General features: G+C 41.9%; 19 protein-coding genes and 1 riboswitch. Of the genes, 5 read left to right on the top strand and 14 right to left on the bottom strand.

Features of this window, described 5'->3' with window-relative positions; translation table 11 throughout:
* Positions 1-28: 28 nt before the first annotated feature.
* Positions 29-176: riboswitch (cyclic di-AMP (ydaO/yuaA leader) on the bottom strand.
* A gap of 69 nt (positions 177-245) precedes the next feature.
* The 9 genes from MHH54_RS02430 to MHH54_RS02390 form a co-directional block, all read right to left on the bottom strand.
* The gene (locus MHH54_RS02430) at positions 246-2,333 is read right to left on the bottom strand and encodes a cellulose biosynthesis cyclic di-GMP-binding regulatory protein BcsB (RefSeq protein WP_003213845.1); all 2,088 of its coding nucleotides are present in this window, start codon (positions 2,331-2,333) and stop codon (positions 246-248) included.
* A gap of 4 nt (positions 2,334-2,337) precedes the next feature.
* Complete coding sequence (locus MHH54_RS02425; protein WP_003214370.1) at positions 2,338-3,606, bottom strand: glycosyltransferase; 1,269 nt, start codon at positions 3,604-3,606, stop codon at positions 2,338-2,340.
* On the bottom strand, positions 3,599-5,314 hold the full coding sequence (locus MHH54_RS02420) for a DUF2334 domain-containing protein (protein WP_342500635.1): 1,716 nt from the start codon (positions 5,312-5,314) through the stop codon (positions 3,599-3,601). Before MHH54_RS02420 ends, MHH54_RS02425 begins: the two co-directional genes overlap by 8 nt.
* Positions 5,304-6,155 (bottom strand): GGDEF domain-containing protein, encoded by an 852-nt coding sequence (locus MHH54_RS02415; protein ID WP_034620220.1) that lies wholly within the window; start codon positions 6,153-6,155, stop codon positions 5,304-5,306. Before MHH54_RS02415 ends, MHH54_RS02420 begins: the two co-directional genes overlap by 11 nt.
* Complete coding sequence (locus MHH54_RS02410; RefSeq protein WP_106036112.1) at positions 6,136-7,218, bottom strand: glycosyl hydrolase family 8; 1,083 nt, start codon at positions 7,216-7,218, stop codon at positions 6,136-6,138. The genes MHH54_RS02415 and MHH54_RS02410 overlap by 20 nt, the downstream gene beginning before the upstream one ends.
* 197 nt (positions 7,219-7,415) lie before the next feature.
* Positions 7,416-9,602, bottom strand: coding sequence for a DNA topoisomerase III (locus MHH54_RS02405; RefSeq protein ID WP_106033009.1), 2,187 nt, complete (start codon positions 9,600-9,602; stop codon positions 7,416-7,418).
* Positions 9,603-9,674: 72 nt separating this feature from the next.
* Entirely contained in the window at positions 9,675-10,730 is a 1,056-nt protein-coding gene (locus MHH54_RS02400) for a tartrate dehydrogenase (RefSeq protein ID WP_268493235.1), read from the bottom strand.
* 98 nt (positions 10,731-10,828) lie between these two features.
* A complete protein-coding gene (locus MHH54_RS02395) occupies positions 10,829-11,761 on the bottom strand; it encodes a DMT family transporter (RefSeq protein WP_342500634.1) in 933 nt (310 codons plus the stop codon).
* A complete protein-coding gene (locus MHH54_RS02390) occupies positions 11,751-12,578 on the bottom strand; it encodes an AraC family transcriptional regulator (protein WP_034620221.1) in 828 nt (275 codons plus the stop codon). Before MHH54_RS02390 ends, MHH54_RS02395 begins: the two co-directional genes overlap by 11 nt.
* A gap of 154 nt (positions 12,579-12,732) precedes the next feature.
* Here MHH54_RS02390 and MHH54_RS02385 point away from each other — a divergent pair, with 154 nt between their 5' ends.
* Positions 12,733-13,407: a GntR family transcriptional regulator gene (locus tag MHH54_RS02385; protein WP_342500633.1), complete on the top strand. Its 675-nt coding sequence runs from the start codon at positions 12,733-12,735 to the stop codon at positions 13,405-13,407.
* Positions 13,408-13,543: 136 nt separating this feature from the next.
* Positions 13,544-13,840, top strand: coding sequence for a DUF3817 domain-containing protein (locus tag MHH54_RS02380; RefSeq protein WP_003214125.1), 297 nt, complete (start codon positions 13,544-13,546; stop codon positions 13,838-13,840).
* Positions 13,841-14,017: 177 nt separating this feature from the next.
* On the opposite strand, the gene MHH54_RS02375 is transcribed toward MHH54_RS02380, so the two are convergent.
* Complete coding sequence (locus MHH54_RS02375; RefSeq protein WP_342500632.1) at positions 14,018-16,267, bottom strand: hypothetical protein; 2,250 nt, start codon at positions 16,265-16,267, stop codon at positions 14,018-14,020.
* A gap of 161 nt (positions 16,268-16,428) precedes the next feature.
* Between MHH54_RS02375 and MHH54_RS02370 the strand changes: the two genes are divergently transcribed.
* Positions 16,429-16,647, top strand: a complete 219-nt coding sequence (locus tag MHH54_RS02370; protein WP_003214476.1) for a hypothetical protein — start codon at positions 16,429-16,431, stop codon at positions 16,645-16,647.
* A 13-nt stretch (positions 16,648-16,660) separates the two neighbouring features.
* Positions 16,661-16,843: a hypothetical protein gene (locus MHH54_RS02365; protein WP_003214089.1), complete on the top strand. Its 183-nt coding sequence runs from the start codon at positions 16,661-16,663 to the stop codon at positions 16,841-16,843.
* A 480-nt stretch (positions 16,844-17,323) separates the two neighbouring features.
* On the opposite strand, the gene MHH54_RS02360 is transcribed toward MHH54_RS02365, so the two are convergent.
* The gene (locus MHH54_RS02360; protein WP_003213986.1) at positions 17,324-17,746 is read right to left on the bottom strand and encodes a pyridoxamine 5'-phosphate oxidase family protein; all 423 of its coding nucleotides are present in this window, start codon (positions 17,744-17,746) and stop codon (positions 17,324-17,326) included.
* A 290-nt stretch (positions 17,747-18,036) separates the two neighbouring features.
* Positions 18,037-18,906 (bottom strand): SDR family oxidoreductase, encoded by an 870-nt coding sequence (locus MHH54_RS02355; RefSeq protein WP_003214206.1) that lies wholly within the window; start codon positions 18,904-18,906, stop codon positions 18,037-18,039.
* A 155-nt stretch (positions 18,907-19,061) separates the two neighbouring features.
* On the opposite strand from MHH54_RS02355, the gene MHH54_RS02350 reads away from it, so the two are divergent.
* Entirely contained in the window at positions 19,062-19,673 is a 612-nt protein-coding gene (locus MHH54_RS02350) for a class I SAM-dependent methyltransferase (protein ID WP_342500631.1), read from the top strand.
* A 16-nt stretch (positions 19,674-19,689) separates the two neighbouring features.
* Here the strand turns inward: MHH54_RS02350 and MHH54_RS02345 are convergent, their stop codons facing one another.
* Positions 19,690-21,777 (bottom strand): BglG family transcription antiterminator, encoded by a 2,088-nt coding sequence (locus MHH54_RS02345; protein WP_106029582.1) that lies wholly within the window; start codon positions 21,775-21,777, stop codon positions 19,690-19,692.
* Positions 21,778-21,907: 130 nt separating this feature from the next.
* A complete protein-coding gene (locus MHH54_RS02340) occupies positions 21,908-22,990 on the bottom strand; it encodes a C45 family peptidase (protein WP_342500630.1) in 1,083 nt (360 codons plus the stop codon).
* Positions 22,991-23,031 lie beyond the last annotated feature (41 nt).

Raw genomic sequence — 23,031 nt, 5'->3', positions numbered from 1 at the left:
GTGTCTATTGTTTAGATCACAGGTTGGTCTTTGCTCTCTTTAACGCTTACGAGGTTAGCTGACGGATTCGGGCGCATGAGACTTTGCCCTACCTTAAAAGGATTCACCCCACATGGTGTTTTATACCACCAAAATTGGTTCCCCCGCTCATCGAAATGATTCAGCGATTGGTCTTTTATAAAAGAGATCATACTCCCGTTTGACACCAAAGTAAAGAGATTTTTTCGAGGTCTTTTGACCGTTTATTAATCAGTCTTTTTGCGGTTTTTTCGTACGAAATAAACAATCATCACAACGACAAAAATGATCAGTACAGCGATACATGCAAAGTAAATCCAAGAATCACCGACGCCTTGCTTTTCACCTTTTTTAAGATCATTTTTTGCATTGCTGACTGTTTGGTGATTAGAGAACACATCTTTGTTTTTGCTTTCTATTGCAACTGTTGCGGTCTCAGTATTTGTTTGAAGGAATCGAATCACTTCATTTGATATATCAGCGTCAGCTGCCGTCATTCCTGAAAAAACGGTCATGGTTTGTTCTTTATTCCATACGGATGGCTGCGTCCATACAATACGAGCTGTTGTTTCGTTGATCATGCCAAATGAGGATACATCATATTGACCCTTTTTCACTGGAACGATGAGATCATCTGCTTTTTCTTTTAAAAGAGAGAATGTCTGGATGCCTCCGATGAAAATGAGAGAGTTCTTTTTCAATTGTTCATTTGTCACATTCGATGCTTCAATTAAATGATATTGAGCAGCTTCCGGCTGACTAAATGATTCGGTCAGCATAGCCATTTGATTGATTGAGGCTTGATTGATTTGATCTGGCATAATGATCAATGTGTTTCCTTGCTCCGTTTCTGAAGTGTAAGGAAGCGGCCATGCGGCTAAGTCCGGTGTATCAATAGTTGTTCCTTCTGGTATTTGAAGAGAGCTGTTCTTATCAATGTAAATCCAGCCTTCTTCATCTGTATGTCTACAGGATTCCATGTTTTTAAAACCTGTTGTGACAAACTGTAAGTCCACATATTCGTTCTCTTGAAGCACTTGTGAATCTACTGGAATCGACACATGGTAGAACCCATTCTCATCTTTGTTTCCTAGTTTTGTTAACGGTACGTCGTGCGGTTCGTTATTGATCATCACTGTTAGACGCTCTGCTTTGTTCGCTGGATCTGATTTTTTAAATGATAGATTTAGTTTTGCACCTGATTTTTGTTGAGCCATTAATGCTTTCGGATAATAGTAATGATCAGATGCTGTCTTTTTGGTTCCAACTTTGACATCATCTGCGCCAAAATCTATTAAGGAAATATGATGAGATGGCTTAGAAGCACTAGCTGTCACCTTTTGCAGCAGCAAGTCGGTTCCAGTGAGCTGACCTGTCAGTTCTGGCTGAGTCAAGACATTGATTTTTTCAGCAATTGTCTTTGGCTGCTTAGCAGTGACAAATAAAATGGGCTGTTCTTTTTTCTTTGCTGTCAGGGTTCTCACCGCTAACGTAAGTTGATCGCCTTCTGTTTTAATTCCAGCCGCTTGCTCGAGCGATTTTATTCGTCCATTCCAGCTTCCTTTTGCTCCAACAGCAATAGTTGGGTGCGCAATTTGCTCGACGTCCTTTTCTTGAACGAGTTTGAGGTCTGCTAGGCGGTCTTTGTTTTTCAACGTACGATATACTTTCATAGCCGCTTCTAATTCAGCCGCTTCTGGTTTATTTGGAATCACAATATCTGTTTGTTCTTCCTGATCACCTGATGGAATAAATGGTGAAGGGAAGCTGTCTAACGTCACGTCTTTCGTTTGAACTCCTTTGAACGCCAGCTCACTTTCAGGATATACTTTCAGCCAATTGGCAGGCGTCTCTTGGTTGATACACACACCTTCTTTTAACACACCATAAAATGCGAGCTGAATTTGATGAGATCCTTTTTTTAGTTGCGTTTTGTTCAATTTGATTTGAATCGATTTTTTGGGGTTTTTCCCTGATACAGGGATCGTTTTTTCAATCTCTCCATCGATCATCACTGTGAAAGATGATGGCGATATTAGTAATGGTGAAGCCTCTATATTTAATGTAAGAGTGCTAGACTCTACTTTTTCTTTCTCCATTTGATAGGAAAATTCAGTGCGGTCTTCTTGACCATACAATGTCACCACATCTTCTGATAGATGCTGCGTTTCTGTTTGATTTCCTTTTGATGAGTGAACCCAATCGTCTTTCACTTGTACTCGATTGGATTGCGCCATTGCTTGACTTGCCATGAAAAAAGGCTGAATGGCAAGGGATAGCGCTAATATTAAAAACATCCATTTGACCGATTTCAATTTGTCACCCGCTTTTCTTTTGTTGTTGATCGTAACGCTCTGTTTTGTACCATTTCACTTCTTGTTTCAATAATCGGCTCTTCACCTCTACACATAAGGAGTACACGACAAGCGCAATCCATACTTGAGAATAGGTGAAGTACATGAGGACCACAATGAGAATATTTTGTTTGGTGAGCTCTGTTTTCTCAATACTTAATGTAATCATCACTTCTGTTAGAAAGAGGAAGAAGGCTAATCCCCAAAGGATTAGTGCGACAGCCCCTACAGATAAATGAAGATCAACAAATAGGTTTACAATAAAGATGCCATTTGAGAGCAGAACGCCGAAGAAAAATAAGAAATACGTAAAGAAGAAATAAAACAAATCGAAAACCATTCGTTTTCGTTTCAGCTTCATAAACTGCCTTAAAAATTTAAGGACAACATATTGATTCCCTCTAGCCCAGCGCGTTCTTTGCCGCCACCAGACCTTCCATGTCTCAGGCTCTTGTTCCCATGTGAGCGCAGCTGGAAAAAATCGAATCACATATCCCAGGTTATACACACGGATCGTTAATTCGGTGTCCTCGGCCAAAGCTTGGACATCCCAGCCGCCGAGCTCTTCTAAAATGTGCCGGCGGATGGCGAAGTTGGTACCTGGTATTGTTGCAATACCAAACCATTTCCATCTCCCGCCCTGCGCCATCCATTGGAAACAGATGGTCTCAATATTAATAAATTTGGTCAGCAAATTTTTGGTTGCATTGATCACCCTGAATTTCCCGACAACAGCGCCTGCTTTTGGGTCATTTAATAATCCAAGAACCAAATGATAGACAGCCTTTGGTTCAGGCATGTTATCTGCGTCGTATACGCAAATCACTTCTCCTGTTGAAGCCTTCAAACCTTCATTCAGTGCAGTGGATTTTCCCTTCCCTGCAAATGGCGGCTTCGTTTCAATCATATGGACATGATCATATTGCTCACTGAATGATTGCACAATCTCTCCTGTGCGATCAGAAGAATTGTCATTAATCACAATGATTTCAAGGAGGTGTTTAGGATAAGATAGCTGAACCATCGCTTTTAATGTCTGCCGAATGACGACCTCTTCATTATGAGCAGGAATCAGGATACTGACGGTCGGCAGCTCTTTCCCTTGTTTTGTCCATTTAGGCAGCACTTTTTCATAGGTGAGGTAATGCTGAAAGCCGCCCTGCATGAGAAACATGTGGTATAGAAGCATGATCCAAATGAGCATTAATGAAAGATAAAATAAGACATCAGCCACCTAATTTTCTCTCCTTAAAAATTCGTTTTTTCATTGTCAGTCTTAAATACAATGTGTATAAAGCAAATGCCGCAATAAACAGCATGACCACGACCGTGAGAATTCTCAGCATATTTTCCATGCCACTTCGTTTGACTGTTTTTGTTTCGGCGATGTTGGATTCCTCTACTTGAATATGTCCATTCCCAGATGTTTGGATTTTTACATGTGCAGTTTGGACCGTCTGTTTTGTTTTCTTTACATCCAGCCATTCGCTAGAAGGGATTGCCTCCATCTGTGTGATCAAATCCTGTAACCCTGCTATCCCTAACTCCACGTCATAGGACAGCCCGATTGCGGCTGATTGCAGATGCTGCACGGATTGAATCGTCTGTTCAGTTAAAACATTTGAACCTTCTTTGTCAGACACTTGCTCAACTTGCTGCTGAGGATATAAGGTCATGCCGTGTAACATGGCAGGAGACGTCACGAGCGGCGATGCACCGGCTGTTTTCCAAGTGCGGTCTGACAGCTGCACCTGTCCAAATAGACTGGACACATGCTTTGAAATTACTTCATAACCTTTTTGTGATATCGCATCATGCGGCACCTCGAACGCAAGAGGATATAAGCCTTGCCTAGCAAGAAGCTCAATACCCTTTGTCAGTTTTTCTTCTGTATAGGCGACTTCTTGCTGCTGATTCAATTTGGTATACGTATGAAAGTCTTTTTCATTTGGGAATTGGCTTTTACTTTGTTTCTTCTCTGCATTTTTTGGATCATTTGTCGTGATGGGCTGATCATATTTTGCATCCCAGAACTCAAATCCCTGACCAGATTCCTCCGTTCGATACGTACGGCTAAAGCCATGAAGAATGATACTCGCTCCATTTTCTTGCAATTGTTTTAACACATTCACGAGCTTCAGGCGGTCGCTCAGTGTGACTTCATCACCTGTTGCTCGATCTATCCAAACAGGGGTCACTGCAATTTGATAAGGAATATGCTGTGCGGATACGTATTGTCCAAGTTCTAGTAGCTTCTTCTCGTCACTTGCTGGACTGATGTTCCCGAGCATTAAGTATTTTGTCTTCATTTGCACAGAAGATGGCATGTATTTTTCTAGCACTTCTGCAAGAAGCTTGTTGTGTTGCACGACATCTAAGATACCGATATATGCCGTACCTTCTTTTGTCTGAGTCACAAATGGCAGATCAGATTGACGTTTCTTCACTAGAAATTCATTTTCCAAGTCTGACCCTCGAACCGTTAACACATTGATCCTTCTCTCTAGCTGACGGTATGTCTGATCATGTGTATGTTTCAATCGACTGATATGATCTTGTTTGTGAAAAGTAAGCTTGGAGAATGGGCGAAGCTGTTCCGCATTGTATCCAATGGCGATGAATTGCTGTGATTCGTTCATCGCACGAATGGTTTGTTTTGACAGGGTTCTCTTTATTTCTCCAAGATAAATGACTTGCTGAAATTCATTCATCCTCTTTTCAGCCAAATGTTCATCAGATACAATCGTCGTCTGTTTTGAAAAATGACTGGCGAGTAGATCCAGCATATGAACGGCTGGAGTCACTTCCCCCGATGGTGTGGAATAAACGATCAGTGTTTTTGGCTGCGTGACGAGCGCATCGGCTGAAGCCATGTGTTTAAACGAAAGAATCGAAAAAAGCGTGATCATCAAACAACATTTCATCAAAGAATTAAAGTTCATTCATCATCATCTCTTTTTCTAGTTCTTCTAAAAACTGCTCTGGCGTACGATAATCCGAGCTGCTTGTTAAATGACAGACATGAAATGTCAAGGTCACTTCACGACCGTTTAATAGGACATGCGTTTGCAGTTTATCCTTTAGCTTATCAAGGACAACTGACACATTTTCTTCTGGTGTATGGGTTAGCAGCAAGCCCATTCGTTCTTCAGATAACCGAAATTTCTTATCGGTTTCTCTTACGCTTTCGCGTATCTTGAGACTTAATTGTTGAAATAGATGCTGCATTTCTTTTTCTCCATATAACGATTTGAATTCCGCTGCGTAATTCATATGAAGAAGGATAAAGACAAATGGCTGTTTGTACCGTTCTGCCCGTTTCATTTCCTCGGATAATTCGAGCTTCATCCGCTCAGCATTGTCAAATCCTGTTGTCGAGTCAATCGCCACAAATTGTTTGATGGCCTGCTTTTGTTGTTCAATGGTGTGACGCAGCGTATTGATCCGTTCATGCAAGCTTCCCGCTGAAATAGCGAAAAAAAGAAGTGCTACGCCCCAAATTACTACATCTTGCAATGTTTGATTTGAAAAAAGGGAATTTTCATGACCAAGCTCTGTAAAGAACATGACGCTTCCTATAAAGAACAAAAACAGTAAGGTGAAAATTAATGCTGGTAGGATACCAAATAAAATACCACAGCCTAACACGACAAATGTCAGTGCGATGATCATAAAGCTCTCCGCATCTTGTACGTTAAGGTAGCCCATAAACAAAATAAGGCCTGCAAACGTGAGGAGCAGAGAATAGTACAAGCGATACGTGTTACTGAACAACCGATTCATTTAGAAGCTCCCTTTCTGCAATTAAAGGCAATAAGTTATCAAATGAGTGTGTCTCTTTTTCGTTCATGTATCCTCCGTAATAAGGCTTGAGAGGATCTTGAGTTTGTAATTCTTTCATGCGGTGATAGACAGTCTTTGCGAATTTCAGCTCGTTTTGTTTAAGGGCATACAAAATGACGAGTGCATATACCGAAGGCGATTCATATGTGACAGATGGCTTCAATGTGCTCAGTTTGTATCTTCCGTACAGTTTGCCTTCTTGTTTAAACGACGTTTTAAGCCATTTCATGATCTCGGACGTATTCACCTTTGCATGATATGCATGTAAAGCTGTATAAAGTTGATCGATCATATTGATTTCTTGATCGAATGAATAGGTTTTTTTCTTTATGTCATAGGATTTAGGAAAGAATCCTTTTTTTCTCGATGCTTGTTTTAGAATGGCTAATTGGTTACTGGTCATTTGTTTCGTGAATATTTGGAGGGATTCCAATTCTTTGATTGCTTTTGGGTCTATATATGAGAGTGTGATTGTATGTGAAGTTCGATTGGTTGATGCATCATAATAATCGGACAATATGCCTTTGAACATGTTTTTTTCTTTTAACGCTTGAGCGATTTCTTTTGCTGTCGTTTGATACGCTGACTTCTTCCACAAATGATTTGCCTTTTGAAGTGCCGTCACTACACGTAAATCATCGACTAAAGCATTGGCCTTATTTTTTTGATCGGATTCAATTTGCCAGCTGAGAAGATGATGGTCTAGTAAAAATTGATCTTGCAGAACATCAAATTGTTGGTCAAATGAATTTTGATCTTTTTTTCGAACAAGATAATCCATCCAAAGTCCAAGTGATTCAGATAAGTAGATGTGCTGCTCTGCAAAAGAGGTGCGAATTAAGCCTTGATCTGTCATTAAGTGGTGAGTGATAAAATATTCTCCAGGCAAAACGGGCTGAGATGATACTGGATCAGCTGATTCTTTCTGCTGTTCCCAGGTACATCCGCCTAGTAGAATGACAATGAGTAAAACAATTGCTGTACGATATATGCGTGTATGCATTCGTGTCCCCTTTCAATTCCGCGTTCTCTAAGCATCTAACGATTTATTATAGAGCGTTTTTGTTTAAATTTAAATGAATATTTTATGCCAAATTACGAGCCTTTTCGCATATTTATTCCCATTTTCAGAAAAACAATATGTCTATATACTTAATAATACTGAAAAACCCATGCGTTTCCGCACGGGTTTTTATAGAACTATTGATCTAATTTTAACTTCTTTAATTGTTCAGCTAGTGCGTTATTAATTGGTTCTTCCACTTTCTTTTGTTTCTTCATATATTTAGACACATCGTGCTTACTGGCTTTCTTTTGATTGGATTGAGATTTGCGTTTTTCGAAGACAGACAGTTTTTCTCTATGGCCGCATACACAAGCAAAGATTTTGCCATCGCCTTCTCCGCGCAGCTCGAGCTTTTTATGACAGTTCGGGCAGCGTGCGTTTGTTTTCTTCGCCACATTTTTACGATGGCCGCATTCTCGGTCCTGGCAAACGAGCATCGTGCCATGTTTTCCATTCACTTTCAGCATGAGTTTACCGCAGTCTGGACAATGGGTGCCAGTGACATTGTCATGCTTAAAGGTCTGGTTCGTCTGTTTGATTTCAGATACGGCTTGTTTGGCATATGACTTCATTTCACTCATGAATTGAGAAGCCTTCAATTGCCCTTTGGCGATTTTAGAAAGCTTTTGTTCCCATTCCGCTGTTAACGCAGGGGACTTTAAGTCCTCAGGCACTAACGAGAGCAGCTGCTTCCCTTTGGATGTGATGAAAATGTCTTTGCCCTTTTTCTCGATTAAGAAGCTATTGAACAGCTTTTCAATAATATCCGCTCTTGTTGCTACTGTCCCTAGACCACCTGTTTCACCAAGGGTTTTCACTAATTCCTTTTCCTCGTTCTGCATAAATGCCGCTGGGTTTTCCATAGCAGATAATAGGGTCGCTTCATTAAAACGTGCAGGAGGCTTCGTTTCTCCTCTTGTCTCTTTCAGCTGTCGTACATCTAGTGACTGTCCTTCTGAAAGCAGCGGCAAATGTTGATCTGCCTCGGCTGATTCCTCTTCTTCATATGAGTCATCGTACACGGCTTTCCAGCCAGCTGCTTGCACGGTTTTCCCTTTTGCTGTGAACGTTTCACTGCCTATTTTGGTGATGACCGTTGTTTCCTCATACTCGAAAGGATTCATGAGTACCGCAAGGAAACGTTTGGCAATGAGGTCATATAATTTACGCTCTTTATCGCTTAATACTCCTGGGTACAGCTCTTCCTCGGTTGGAATAATCGCATGGTGATCTGACACTTTGGCATCATTGACGAAGCCTTTGTGCGCTTTCACACCTGATTGTAAAATCCGGTTCACATGCTGGGCGTACGGTCTGACGTTCATTCCTTTTAAACGATCTTTTAATGTAGGAACGATATCCGCTGAAATAAATCGTGAATCTGTACGTGGATATGTTACGAGCTTATGCTGCTCATACAATCGCTGAAGCGTAGATAATGTTTCTTTGGCTGAAAAACCATAGCGTTTATGTGCATCACGCTGCAATTCAGTCAGATCGTACAGTCCCGGTGCAAAAGCTTTTTTTGCTGTTTTTTTCAACGCATCAACCACTGCTGGTTTTCCTTCGCAGGCTGCCAAGCGCTCTTTGATCACACTCTCTTGGAATGTCCGATTTTGCTTTGTTTTGGCATCCTGCCATGTCAAAGTCAGTCCATCTACTTGTGCAGTCAATCCATAGAACGGCTTCGGCTGAAATTGCTGAATGTCTTCTTCTCGTTTGGCGATCATGGCGATCGTTGGTGTTTGCACCCGTCCGCAGGAAAGCTGTGCATTGAACTTCGTTGTCAGCGCTCTTGTTGCGTTGATGCCGACAATCCAGTCTGCTTCTGCACGTGCAACGGCTGAGCGATACAGGTTATCGTATTCTTTGCCGTCTTTTAATCGTTTGAAGCCTTCTTGAATGGCTTTGTCCGTGACAGATGAGATCCATAATCGTTTCAAAGGCTTTTTCACATGCGCTTTTTCAAGAATCCATCGAGCGACAAGCTCCCCTTCACGTCCAGCATCTGTTGCGATGACAATGTCTTTGACATCTTTCCTCGCAAGCTGCGCTTTCACTGATTGGAATTGTTTTCCTGTCTTTTTCATCACCACAAGCTTAAGCGGTTCGGGAATGATTGGTAAATCCTCTAAACGCCAGGATTGAAATTCTTTTCCGTAGCCTTCTGGATCAGCCAGTGTGACCAAATGGCCAAGCGCCCACGTCACAATGTATTGATCTCCTTCTAAAAAGCCATTTCCTTTTTTATGACACTTCAGCACACGTGCAAGATCACGTCCGACCGAAGGTTTCTCTGCTAATACAACTGTTTTTGACACTAGATTTCACATCTCTTTCTTCTATCCATCCTTTTATTATAGCAGACGTGGAGATGCGGTTCTAATGACGGATTATTTCTTCAATCGTGTGATGATTTCGTTTGTGACTTCTTGCGTTTGATAGGCGCCACCGATGTCTGCCGTTAAAAAGCCATCTGCTGTGACTGATTCGATGGTTTCGAGCAGATGTGTGCCCAGTTCTTCCTCTCCGAAATGATCCAGCATGAGTTTAGCGGTCCAGATTTGACCGATTGGGTTGGCGATTCCTTTTCCCGCAATGTCTGGAGCTGATCCGTGTACAGGCTCAAACATGGATGGGTATTTACCATTTACATTAATGTTGGCGGCAGGCGCTACGCCAATACTTCCCATAATGGCGGCCCCAAGGTCTGTCAAAATATCACCAAACAAATTACTGGCCACAATCACATCGAATTTTTCTGGTCTTGTTACAAAGAAGGCTGAGAGCGCGTCAATGTGCTGCGAGTCTGCTGTCACCTCTGGATAATCCTTTGCTACGTCTTGAAACACTTCATCCCAAAAAGGCATGGTATGAACGATCCCATTCGATTTGGTTGCACTCGTCACATGCTTTCGCCTTTTTTCTGCTAATTGAAAGGCAAAACGCATCGCACGCTCTGTCCCTTTTCTTGAGAACACTGCATTTTGAACAGCAAGCTGATCTTCCCCTTGATACATACGGCCTCCAATTTCACTATATTCACCTTCACCGTTTTCTCTGACAACTAGAAGATCGAAATCCTTTGGCTGAGCAAGCGGTGAGCGAATGCCGCTAAGCTGTTTTGCAGGTCTGATGTTTATCACCTGTTCAAATTCCCGCCTAATCTTAATAAGCAGTCCCCAAAGTGATACGTGATCCGGCACTAAATTGGCATCTCCGACAGCCCCTAAGAAAATGCTGTCAAAGGCTTTCAATTGATGTAATCCATCCTTTGGCATCATCTCGCCATGCTCTAAATAATATTCACAGCTCCACGGAAAATCCTGAAAGGTAAAAGACAGACCGCCATGCACTTCTGATACCGCTTTCAATACTCGTATGGCTTCAGGTACAACTTCCTTCCCAACCCCGTCACCTGGTATCGCCGCAATTGAAACATGCTTCATTTATTTCTCCCCCTTTATTGTCGGTCGACCGTCGACCGTTTAAGTTTGAGTTTACTAGAGAGTGCATGTTCTTTCAATGGATAAAGGCGCTTTTTTGATCAAAGCGCCTGTTTATCCTGCAAAAGCATCGAGGGTTTCTCCTTCTTCCTCTTCGTACCTTTTTTATCTGAAAGCAGCAGTCCGCCTAAGGTCAGTGCCGTTCCAAGTACAGACATGAGGGTCAATCTCTCATGAAGAACGATCATTGAAATGACCATCGTAATAATAGGAACGCCATAAATATACACACTCGCTTTCACCACACCGAGCGTTTTCACTGAAAAACTCCATGTGAGAAAACAAATAGCAGATGCGAACAGGCCTAAAAACAATAAGTGAAAGGCAAACGACGGGTTCGTCAATCGCCCCCAGTCTATACGAATTTTAAAGTGCCAGATCAGGGGAAGCATCCAGAGTAAGCCGTAAAAAAAGACACGTCTCGTCACTTGAATGATATGGTATCCATATTGATTGATGATTTTCGATAAAATAGAATAGAAGGCCCAGACAATGGTCGCCGTTAATGCTAGCGCATCACCGATTGGATTCAATTGGAACGTCGTCATTCCATTAAAGCTAATCAGGACAATTCCTGTCATCGCGATGAAAAAGCCTATGAAAAACCGGCGATGCAAAGGCTCATCTTTCAATAAAAAATAAGCCAATAAAAATGAGAAGAATGGTACAACTGAGCTGATGACACCTGCATTCGAAGCAAACGTATAGGTGAGTGCGACATTTTCTAAAAAATAGTATAAGACCACACCACATAAACCTGCGAGCGCAAACATCAATTCATGCTTTTTACGCTGCACCTTCATAGTGACCGGATAGATCATCATCAGAGCGAGATATCCAATAAAAAAGCGAAAAAATAATATTTCTGTTGGAGAAAAAGCCGTTAACAATATTTTGGTTGAGATAAAGGTTGATCCCCATAGAAAAATGGTGAACATGGCCGCTAGATGACCAAGAAGCTGTTTATTTTTCATCTGCTGTTACCTGCTTTGTGAAAATTTGCTGATATTGCCCTGGTGTGAGCCCAATAAATTCTGAAAAGAAATGACTCAAATGACTTTGATCAGAAAAACCGGTGGAGACTGCCGCATCTACAGGCTTCACTCCTTTGGCGAGAAGCTCCTTCGCATAATTCACTCTCACTGTTTGTAAATAACGATACGGCGTGATCCCTCTGTACTTTGTAAAAGCACGCAGAAGTGAGTATTTATTCATGGAGACAAGCTCTCCTAAGTCGTCTAACGATATATTTTCCGTAAGGTGTGTTTCAATATATTGCTGTACGTCTTGGACTTTTTGTTCGGCGGCATGTACTACTGACGCTTTTTCCTCTGATGTATCAGCGTAGGCTTCAATCAGCTGCTTCATAAAGAAATAGAACGTTTCCTGTTTATTCAAAGCTGGGGCTTCTTCTGTCATCATTTGATGAAGATCATATAACGGCTTTGTCAGTTCACTTTGTGAAAACACAGGAGCTTTAAAATGCGGCTTGTGCTGAAACATCTTCTCTATCACATCTGCTTCAATATTTAAACAACGATAATCTAGTGTACTGTGATCAATCTGCTCGCATGCATGATTGTCATATGGATTGAAAAGAAGAATGTCTCCCTTTTCAATGATGTATTCTTTATTTTGGCAAATCAAACTTCTTTGACCATCCTCAATAAATCCAATCACATAGTATGTATGAAAATGATTCGGGAACTTTTGCATGATGCCATGAAAGCGATACGCCTCTATTTGCAAGTCCTGATCAAAATGTACCGTTCGTTCCTCTTGTGTTTTCATGTCGATCCCCTCTTTCACTGAACTGATCATCAGTGTAGCACACCCTTTTTCTCTTGAATTGTACGATATTGACTTTTCCGATGCAGGCTTGCCTAGAGGGAAAAACTTGGATAACATGAGACAAAAGAAGATGTGTAAATGAGGGAATGACAGGATGAATTCATTCGAGATGGAAAGACCAGCACCATACCATATGCAATTTTATGAACAGCTGAAGCAAATGATATTTGATGGACAGTTTCAGCCGGGGGAACGCATCAATGAGACACAGCTTGCCAAACAATTTGGTGTAAGCCGATCACCAGTGAGAGAGGCAATGAGACTTTTAGAAAAAGATGAGCTCTTGATCGCTGATCATCGGTCGGGCTACTCTGTCTATACGTTAACGGAAAAAGATGTCGAGGAGCTTTATCAAATTCGGATCGCCCTAGAAACGCTTGCTGTTGAGCTTGTATGCAAGGAAGCCTCGCAAAGAGAGCTGGAGGAAATTAGGCATGTCCTCACGCAGGCAGACGAAGCAATCAAACAGCAGCTGCCATCTAAAGACATCGTCCAGTTACATGAAGCCTTTCATCAAAAAATCATTCTAGCGAGTCACAATCACCGCTTATGTAAACAATTGAATCATGTGAATGCACTCATTCATTTTTGCCGCATCTTTCATTTTAGCGGCGGGGCGCGTGCTGAGACGATTCAAACAGAGCATGCTGCCATTTATTCTGAAATGAAAGAGCGCCGCTCCACAGAAGCCGTCCAAGCAATGACGAATCATTTGTTACATGATGTGATGCACTTAAAGCAAGTACTCTCTGAAACAAACACGGATTAAGTGATTTTTCCTTTTTCCCATTTTTTAAGCATTACATGAACATATTTTGAATTTTTCGTAGATTTTAGCATGTCCAGACGATCTTTCGTTTATATTAGAAGATGAGAAACTAGCTTTTATACAGGAGGATTTGTTTATGCATACAAGTATTAGCCGTCTTCGAAAGGCGGGTTTTATTGAGGGTATGTCTCTTTTAACCCTTCTTTTAATTGCCATGCCTCTGAAATATTTTGCGGATATTCCGATGGCAGTCACCATTGTAGGCTCTCTTCATGGCGCATTGTTTGTCATCTATATGCTGATTTTGGCATATGTGACCTTTAAAGTTCGCTGGCATTTAAAATGGTCGATCGCTGGTTTTTTTGCGGCGTTCATTCCTTTCGGCAACTTCGCCTATGATAAGGTGCTCCGCCAGTATGATACAAAAGCTTAATCAAAAAGGGCTAAAACGAAATTCGTTTTAGCCCTTTTTCTCCTTTTCAGCGTGATAGAAAACCTTTGCAGCCCTAGGAAGGGCGGTTACTTTTGCGGAGCGAATTTGACATTCGTGAGCACCAGCACGCAGGACTGACACCGAATGCGAGGGTTTGTCTACACGCTGAAGTATTTTTTAAATCGATGCATATTTCACTATGGCTGCTTGACGTGTCATTTCGAGATATGCCACCCATAATTCATCACCCGGCAGTACGCTAGTGATTGGATCGATTGGCTGTTTCACTTCATACATCATGCCATCTCGCTCAATCTGAATGATCGCTAGCGGCTGGTTGCCGATGACACCAGCAAATGCGACATGGGTCACTTTTGCACTTCCTTGTTTCTCTTGCATGAGACTGATTTCTTTATCCAGCTCTTCTTGTTTTGTCTGCATCGTGATTTGAGTTCCTGGCGCGACCTCCATATGATCAGGGATGAATTGACTGACCGTTTTTGTGATGGACTGATCTCCGCTAGAAACCGTCACATCTAGCATGATCGGCTTCTGACCATGAATCGTGACTGGATATTGCTTCACCCGCTGGATGGTTCCTGTTAATGTCACGTCTTTCCCCGATCGATTCCGCACTTCATGGCCATAGGCTGCCATTTTCAACTGACCGCTAATGTCGACGAGGTCGGCTTTTTCTCCTGTTCTAAATTCAAAACCAGCGGCTTGAATCATCGGAATGGTATACCTTTTCTGATCTGCTTCAAATGTAAGCGATAAGACCGTGCCTCGTCCTACGGTTCCATATGATTCTATATTTCTTAAAACAGCGCCTTTGATGAACTTTGGCTCACTTGTCTGTGAGAAGTCCCCCTCTTTTAAGAGCATCGCCTTTTTCTTCTTCGGATTGTAGAGAATGGCGATACGCTGACCCGGCTGCGGTATTTGGGTGTAGGATACAACCGTTTTAACTGCCTTCTCGATATTTTCCCCATCATATTGAAATTGCAGCTGCATTTTGACAAGCGGCTGTTCGTTGATGTAGGTACCCGTTTCTTTGACAGATACAATATTGGCTTCTAATGTGACACTGTCTTTTATCTTGTTCTTTCTCACCAGTCTCAAAATCGGTGGCAGGAAGATCGCTAGCACAAATAACAGCAGTGGGATAAAGAGCCATATCGCCCAGTTGAGAATGAGTGGTCCGCCTTTCATGACATATTGCATAAAGGTGTCTACAGACGTTTGGTGAGCAGGACTGGCGTTTTCGATTGAGATCATTTTTTTCAAAGGAAATTCCTTTAGCTCTTTGCTCTTCGTCTCAAATGCACCCGTTAATTGATTGTCGATTGAATAATAGATCCAATCGCTTTTCACATTTTTATTGAAAGAGAGTCCTTCTCTTTGTAACGTTTCATATGAAAACGACTGCAAAAGCTTGCTGACGGACGTTGTCTTATTGGTGCGGTGGTTATAAATATAACCAGTCAGCTTGCCTTTTGCTTCGTCCTTTGCTGTAGAGCCTGCAAGAAGAACTTCTTCCTCATTAAGCTGGTAGATAAGGGTTTGATAAATCGGTTTTGGTGTTGGGACGACTTCCCCAAGCCTTCCCTCTGCATTCACTTTCCTTGGTCTTTTTGGATAGTTAGATTCGACAGCGACTGCAAAGTTTTGGGATGTTCCGATCGTTTTTTCCAGCTGTTGCTCCACTTTATCTTCAATGAGGCTAAACGGTTCAGCGTTTTTGGAGACATAGACCCCAAGCTGATTCTTATCGTTTGAGACTCCGCTGACATATGCCTTCTGGTCATTTTTCAAAGTCAATTCAAATATAGGAATAGGCGTCTGTCCTCTAAAGGAATTCATGACAACATCCATAGAGACTGGCCTTGCTGGCAGCTTTAGCTCGCTTAGATTGTGCACATGAAACTGACCATCCTTTAGCTCACCAAGGACTGCAGCGGCGCCTTCCATTTCTCCTGTAAACACAAGCCGTCCATTCCATTGATATGTATTCGTTTTTAAAAACGAGGGTATCTGTAGATTTTGCTTAACGAGCTCTTTCTTTTCTCCGCTTGGCGTTAGTTTCTCGATCAACAGCTGCCCGTCTTTATTTTTTAAAGCAAGTAAGAGATTGTTACCTTGAATGGATGGCAGCATTTCATTAAACGAATCGCTTGCTGTCGTCCATTCACTGATTCTTTTTCCTGATTGAGGATCATACATTTCAAAATGGAGCTGCTGGTCTTTTGATACAGCACTCACCACTCGTTTTCCTTCATCAAATGTAAACATTCGTTTGACGTCATATTCCGTCACTTTCCCTGCTGACAAATCATCTTGGTAATGGTTCCACACCAAGACACTAAGAATGATCGCTGGAATAAAGAAGACAATATATCTGAGGAAAATCACTGGTATTCTTTTCACTTGATCGCTTCCTTTCATGAGGTTCCTTTATCTTATACGTCAGTGCAGCGAGAATGTTTCATGCTAGAAGAATACCCTTTCAGCCTTTAAGTTCCATATTTTACAAACTTGGTTGTTTGCGATAAAATCCAATTAGATTCGAAAAAAAGGATGTTATCACAATGAGTAAGCTATCATCGATCATTCTAGCGGCTTGGCTGCGTGTTCCCCGTTGGTTCAAGCAATGGGTGCTCGTATCCATTTCCATTTTCTTTTTTTATATGTGTTTTGTAAAGGGGCTGACTAGCTGGCATACCTTGCCGCCCATCACTTTACTATCATGTATCATCGGTTCCTTCTTCATTTGGCTGTTATGGCTAAAAGGTCAAAAAAATAAATGAAAGGGGGAAAATCATGAAAGAATCCATTAGTTATTTTGCTATCTCTTTTGTTCTGCAATTGGTTTGGTTTGGCATTGTGCACCCAAATAGAGGCGTGACACTCTTGGACATGTTCATTTTTTCTATTTTGTTTGCGGTGATGTTCTTTTTTATTCAGAAGATTTGGCGTTATCAGAAGAAAGGAAGAAGTGAGTGATCATGAAATGAATCCAATGAAAAAGGCTGCCAAATAGATGGCAGCCTTTTTCTTGCTTTTTTCATGCAAATAAATAATCAATGTGTGATCTCCGTTACGGAGTGTATGAATTAAGATTCGATCATATCAGTGTGTCATATGTGTTCCGAGTGAACCTACGTTTGAAAGTAAACGCCATGGAAGTTCTGGATAACAAGACAACGAAAGCCCTACCTCTCATTCGTCCTTACGGCTCCGAAGCCGTGCCAGTGTGAATTGTAAATCAAAACGTCTTTTTTCCACTCTTCCGCTTTTATAGGGGGCGGGTGCAGAAGGAAAAGAATAAGTTTGTTCGCTTTGACAGCGTCTCGTTCTTATCTAGTAGAAGCTCTATTGCTTCTCATTATGTCATAGAAAAAAGAAAGTTTACTTTCTTTATTTATTTGCTTATTTCAACACTTAATATAAAACTATAACACATCCCCCCATCTTATGCAAGTGTTAAAGTGATAATTCAGCTGGAGTACGGTTTCCTTCATTCATGTAACGAATAGATGTTGGATCAATCTTCAGAATCACTAGGTTCGGATCATCTTTTCCTTTAAACCATTTCTCCATCTCCTCAGACCAAAGGCGGTCGATCAGTTCTGGATCATCGGTTAATGTGGCGGTACCTGCGATTTCTGCATACGTGTCACCGAATCCTTCACCTGAATAACCAATGAGAATATGGACATTCGGGTTTTTTTCAATTTCGTCTGCTTTATGTGTTTCTTTGCTCGTTGGTGTATATAATGTCAGTCCCTCATGGAAAAAAGTCATGTAGCGGGTATGCGGCTTATCCTGTTCAACGGTCGCCAGTGTTCCGACCTTTTGTTCATCTAATAGATTGAGTACCTTTTGTTTTAATTCTTCTTGTGACATATCGTTTCACTCCTTCAAATTTCATCCGTACTCTTAGGTTTCCACGACAATCCATTCATTAAACAAAGAAATGTGTTTTTCATAAAAAGAGATCTTCTGGCTGATGCTATAGAAAACAGGCTCAATGAAGGGAGAAGTTGAACATGCATCATGAAACGATGTTCCATTTAAGTTCACTTGTCATTGCGGCAGTTGTTGTGGGCATTATCGTATGGTCTGTCTCATCTGTGCAGAAAAATCGCAAGAAATACTAAACACACCGCCCAATCAGGTGGGCGGTGCGCTATTGATCATGTATTCATAAAGGAACCGCCGTTGACGTGAAGTGTTTGTCCTGTCATATAAGACGATTCGTCAGAAGCAAGCAGCACATAGCAGCCGACATGTTCTACAGGCTGTCCTGGTCTTCCCATTGGGGTTTCTGCCCCGAAGCTTTCCACACGATCCTCATCAAATGTAGATGGAATGAGCGGCGTCCAAATTGGACCTGGCGCTACTCCGTTCACCCGAATCCCATCCTTCACAAGCGACTGAGCCATAGAACGCGTAAAGCCATTGATGGCGCCTTTTGTCGCCGTATAATCAATCAGCACTTTGTTGCCTCGATATGGGTTAATGGATGTTGTATTAATAATTGTACTTCCTGGTTTTAAGTAATCCAGTGCTTTCTTTGTAAAATAAAAATAGGAATAGAAGTTGGTTCTAAAGGTTTGGTGAAGCTGTTCACTAGATATATCCTGAATCCGTTCTTTCGGATGCTGTTCAGCCGCATTATTCACTAAAATATCTAATTGCCCAAAGGCTTCAACTGTTTTTTCTACCGCTTTCTCGCAAAAGGCTTCGTCACCGACATCTCCTGCAATCGTTAAACATTTGACGCCTTCCTGTTCTACGCGCTTTTGCGTATCCTTTGCATCCTCATGTTCATTTAAGTACACAATGGCGACGTGTGCCCCTTCTTTTGCATAGGCAACAGATACAGCACGTCCAATTCCACTATCTCCGCCTGTAATCAGTGCGACTTTCCCTTTGAGCTTGCCAGACCCTTGATATGATTCATCCTCAAAGATCGGCGCAGGATTCATTTCCCTTTCACTGCCTGGCTGCTGATCCTGTGTTTGGCGCGGAATGCCATTTGTTAAATATTCACGTAAATCCATGTGTAAGCTCCTCCTTGATTTGTTGATGTATCCTTTCATTACCACCTCATTTTTTCACTCAAACATCCTTATGTGGCATAGATGCGTTTTGAAAAACGGCATGTTTCAAGATGGATAAAATCGGTTACATGATCATTAAAAAGGAGCGTTCTCACATGCTGTCAACCATTTCGAAAACCTTTAGCAAACCAAAAGGCTGGCTCGGAAGCATTGCAGGCTTCATTATGGCAAATGAAAATAAAGCACTGAATCAGTGGGCGATCCAGCATTTAGATTTGTCAGATGGTGAAAACATTTTGGAAATCGGCTATGGACCCGGCTACAGCATCAAGCATATGCTTAAGCATTATGAAGGTCTCCATATAGATGGACTAGATGCTTCCTCCACCATGCAGGAGCAAGCAAAATCCCGCGTCAGCAAACGGTCAAAAGACAAACAAGTCCGGCTGTATGTAGGAAAAATCGAGAAAACACGTTTGCCGGGAGAGCAGTATAACAAAGTACTGTCTGTGAACAACTTTACGATTTGGGATGATCCAAAGACTGGCCTACTCAACCTTTATCACACGTTGAAACCCGGCGGAAAACTCGTCATTGTGATGCAGCCAAGAGAAAAAGGTGCTGATGCGAGCCGGACAAAAGAGATGGGTGAAAACATATTGAATGATTTACAGTTTGCGGGGTTTGACCATTTTTCTGTTGAGTATGAGGAAATTCGTCCAACGCTTGCTGTCTGTGTCACAGCCGAAAAGCCGAGAAGCGAATAAGCTCTCGGCTTTTTTCTTACCACTTTGCCTCTTTGACAAATTGATAGAACAACTGATGTAATTTCTGTTCAATGTCTCCCTCTGATCCATGACCATAAAGCGTCATGCTTTCCTCACTTTCAATGATGGATGAACTGATCAGACTAAACATTTCTGACCCTTCCTTGCCTAGCTCTAGCGGCGCCAGCATCATGAGCATTCGTGACATCTGCTGCTGCCCGCCGTCCATGCTTTTGACCTCGTATGCCTGATCAAGATCATAAATATGAAAGATGGGTTCCTTGATGAACGTATGCTTTAAATGAAAAAGAGCAAATTCTGTACCAGGAATCCCTAAACCACCTTGCTGTTCACGTTCTAGTAAACCACTTGCTACCTCATCCGCATGTGTGATAAATCCTTCCTCTTCAAGCTGACGAAGCAGCTGACTGATTGTTGCCTCATGCTGCGGCATCGCCTTTCTATTGTCGATGGTGAAATGGGACAAGATGCTGCGAATCACAGACATGTAATTCGTCACCCGCTCTGCAACCGCCATCATATTAACGGATTCTTGTACCGCTTCTTTGGCAGCTTCTTTCATCCTTTTTTTCTCAATCATATAAGGGATCTTTCGTTTAATATGAGCCTTCACACGCATAGCATCATCCTCGTTTAAGAGCGGACTGACCATGATGTAATCGATATGCTCATATGGGATAGGGACGGTCGAGACAATCATGTCATAGCTTGATGCATCGATTTCTTTTAGCTCCATCAAGGAAGACAGATCGAATTCGGCGATCTCTGGCAATTCTTTTTTTAACCGAGATGCGAGCATTTTAGAGGAACCGATCCCGCTTGAGCACACGACCAATGCATGAATGTTCGTTTCTTCTTTTTTGATCTCAAGCACTGAGCCAAAGTGAAGCACAATAAAGGCGATTTCATCCTCTGGAAATTCGATCTCTGGAAAGAAACGTTCGACTCCTTCTTCAATCGCCATGAAAAGTAAAAAGTAGTCCTTTTTAATTTGTTGTGTAAGTGGATTGTAGATTCTCATCTTTTCCTTTAAACGGTTCATGGCAGGTTCAAGATGAGACACGAGTCCCTCATACAATGAATCATTCTCATTTAAATGATAGCCAGTTTTATTTGAAATAAAATCAATGAGCTTCTTCGTTCTAATCGCGATATCCAGCTCGATTTCATCAATACGGTATTCTGCCCCAAAGCTGCGGTTTGCACTGCGCAGATGGATGGTCATATATCCAACCTCTGCTTCAGGGATTTCGACATTAAACATGCGTTCAAGTGCTCTTGCGATTCGCAGTGATGATTCAAATTCTTTCGTCCGCTTTAGTTCAAGCAGCTCTTCCTCTTCCATTCGAATGGTTTCGCCAAGCTGAATCCGTTCGATAGCATAGGTTAAGTGAACGACAAGCGCAATATAGGCACTATCAGATAAAGAGAGTGACAGTCGATTTTTCAAATGAAAGAGAAGTCTTTCTACCTTGAGCAGCTGCCCTCTGCTGACAACGCCAAACACTTTTTCCGTCGCTTTCGTTCGTTGCTTGATATTCATTTCAATCGTTTCTAAAAATAATTGAATATCGAGCCGGTCGACAATGAGGTTGCCGACAATCTTTCGTTTTGCTTCCTCCGGTCCTTTTAATTCAATGCCATACCCGCGTTTTCGGATCAGCTGCAAACCGTATGGCGCGATCCACTCCGTCAGTTCATCTAAGTCATAGCTGATCGTCGCATTTGTGACCTGCAAATCGGAAGCGAGTGTATATAATTTCACCGGTTCCTTTGCTTCAAGGAGCGCACATAATATTAAGAGCTTCCGTTCATCAGAGCTATATTCAATTTGATCCTCATTTGACATATGAGCAAGAAGCCGCTGTTTATCCTCCTGTTCACCGACTGCCTTCAAGCCTTTCCCCGGCTGTTTATCTAGTGAAAGATCATAATTCTTTAATATGGGTTTAATCGATTTTAGTTCTCTATGAATCGTTCTTGTACTCACCTGAACAGAATCGGCTATCTCACGAATCGTGACATAACGATTTTGCTGAATGATGTATTTGATGATCTTTTGTTCTCGTGCCGTTATGTACATGAAATGCCTCCTTCTGCAAAAATAGGTCTATTGTCGTACCCTAATATAAAACGCTTTCAACAAAAAATGCAATCTTAAGTTGATCTGACTTTGGCACATCAGCTGTGACAAAATTAAATACAACGTCTGATCATACATTTCTCCAAAATGACGGTCCATAATCCTTTTGATGAAATTGAACCTTTTGTTCATGAAAAGGCAGTGAACCCCCAGCTTTTAAAGAATACGTCGGATTGTATATTGGAGAGCCAAAGCAATAATCCATCGTTCCTTCTTCCGGACGGAAGATGACGGTTCGCATTGTTCCAAACAGCTCCTCATAATTGTGCACAGCCAGACCATCAGGATATTCTGTCTGAAACAGCTTAACAAGAGAATCACTTGTTTGTTGATCTTTTAATGCCTCTATTAGCATGTCATATCTGACAACAGAATGATGTTTCGTCACCCCTTTTGCTGTTTGATCAGCAATTGGATGATTTGTGGCTGCAATATAACCTTCCTCCGGTCTTCTCACCATTTTACGGCCATCAATGATTTCAATCACAGCCGCTTCTCCTTTTCGATCGGCAAGCATGAGGTGAACATTTGAGGCAACGGGCATTTCCTGAATAGAGCGAATGGCTTCCTCAACCGTTCTACAGTTTTCCAAAACAGATCGAATCACATGATACACTTGCAAGCCGGCAACTGCTGGAGGCTTTAAACCGGGTTCATTTCCAACCGGCGGACCACAAGCAGAGAATGTGACAGAAAGACCATGCTCATTCATCCCATCAGATCTGCCAAACAAGAGCAGCGAAGAGCCTGTATGATATGCCAAGCCCTTCACATGTGTCGTCACAAGACGCATATCATCAAATATCGGAGAGAAATCATAGTTACGCAGCATGACCGTTTGTTGACCTGCCGCCATATTCCCCTGCCTCACGCAGTGGGAACAGCCTGGCTGTAGATGAGATGAATAGAAAAAGGTCAAATAGCGCTCATCTAATTGCAGTTCATCACAAAATCCAGCAATCTCTTCTTCTAACTGAGGAAGATAAGGGCGCATCAGCTGCTTCGTTTCTTTTACAGCCTCTTTTGCAAGCGGTTCTGTTCGAATGTATTGTGTCTGTAGCCATTGCTTTTTCTTCATCCAGACAGCCTGCTGCTTTCCCACTTCATAAGCCGTTCCTGTCATTTCTTGAAAATATGCACTGATTTCCTCCATGCCTGCACACCTCTTTCGCTTTCGTTTCTTTTATCATATCG

It is taken from the genome of Bacillus sp. FSL K6-4563 (assembly GCF_038630405.1).
In the GTDB taxonomy this organism is placed as follows: Bacteria; Bacillota; Bacilli; order Bacillales; family Bacillaceae; genus Bacillus; species Bacillus pumilus.
This window is presented reverse-complemented; position numbering and strand designations above follow the sequence as displayed.